Below are 1,665 nucleotides of genomic sequence, written 5' to 3' on the forward strand. Positions count from 1 at the left end.
CCAACAAATTCTGAGCCAATGGATTCTCAACCCAACGCTGTATAGCTCGCTTTAGAGGCCTTGCCCCATAAACCGGATCAAACCCGGCTTCGGCCAACTTAGCCATAGCATCCGCCTCAAACTCCAAGGTAATATCTTGCTCTAACAAACGCTTACTTAAGCCTTTCAATTGAATCTGCGCTATACCCTGAATTTGCTGGGCTCCCAAAGCATGGAAGACCACTACTTCGTCAATGCGGTTGATAAACTCCGGCCTAAAATGAGCCGATACAGAATCCATGACAGCATTCTTTATCTGATCATAACCCGCACCTTCCATTCCCATAGCCTGGATAACATCAGAACCCAAATTAGACGTCATGATAATAACCGTATTCCTGAAATCGACAGTACGACCTTGACCATCAGTTAAACGACCATCTTCCAATACCTGAAGCAAGATATTGAACACATCCGGGTGTGCCTTCTCCACCTCATCCAATAGCAATACCGAATAGGGTCTCCTGCGGACAGCCTCTGTCAAATAGCCACCTTCTTCATAACCTACATATCCAGGAGGAGCGCCAATTAGGCGAGCCACCGAATGCTTTTCCATAAATTCGGACATATCGATACGAACCATCGCATCTTCAGTGTCGAAGAGGAAGCTTGCCAAGGCTTTACAAAGTTCGGTTTTACCGACACCTGTTGGCCCCAAAAATAGAAAGGAGCCGTTTGGACGATTAGGGTCAGCCAAACCCGCACGAGAACGACGTACTGCATCGGATACCGCTTGCACTGCTTCAGATTGACCAATTACCCGCTCATGCAGAGAACCTTCCATTCTCAACAACTTATCCTTTTCGCCCTCCAGCATTTTTGAGACCGGAATACCCGTCCACTTCGATACTGTTTCTGCTATCTCTTCTTCGGTCACTCGATTACGTAATAAGGTCATACCCATCATTTCAGCCTGGCTCGCCATATCCAACTGGCGCTCCAATTCGGGAATCTTCCCGTACTGCAATTCCGACATCAATGCCAAGTCACCCTCTCGACGAGCACTCTCCAATTCGACCCTAGCCTGCTCTAACTGACTCTTAACTTTCTGGGAACCATGCAGAGCTGCCTTTTCTGCCAACCAGACTTCTTCCAGATCTGAAAATTCCTTTTCAAGTTCAGAAATTTGCTCATTCAGCTCTACAAGGCTCTTTTTAGATGAAGAATCCTGCTCCTTCTTAAGCGCCTCCCGCTCGATTTTCATTTGAATCAAACGGCGCTCCAAGCGATCTAAAGCTTCTGGCTTTGAGTCCATCTCCATTCGAATTTGGCTTGCTGCCTCGTCAACCAAATCTATCGCCTTATCCGGTAATTGGCGATCAGCTATATAGCGATGAGAAAGCTTGGCTGCAGCGATAATTGCACTATTGGTAATTTCTACCCCATGATGGACTTCGTAACGCTCTTTCAAACCGCGCAGAATAGCAATGGTATCTTCAACAACCGGCTCCTCTACTAGAACTTTCTGGAAACGCCTTTCCAAGGCAGCATCTTTCTCTATATATTCACGATATTCATCAAGCGTAGTAGCGCCAACACAATGCAGCTCACCTCGAGAAAGTGCAGGCTTCAACATATTCCCCGCATCCATTGAGCCCTCTGCCTTACCAGCACCAACCATGGTAT

1 protein-coding gene is annotated in these 1,665 nt (G+C 47.0%); it reads right to left on the minus strand.

Annotation, left to right across the window (positions count from 1 at the left end):
- Positions 1 to 1,665: AAA family ATPase (locus A3766_RS04935; RefSeq protein WP_156508697.1), on the minus strand; the 1,665-nt coding region annotated here is incomplete at both ends.

This window comes from Oleiphilus sp. HI0132 (assembly GCF_001635845.1).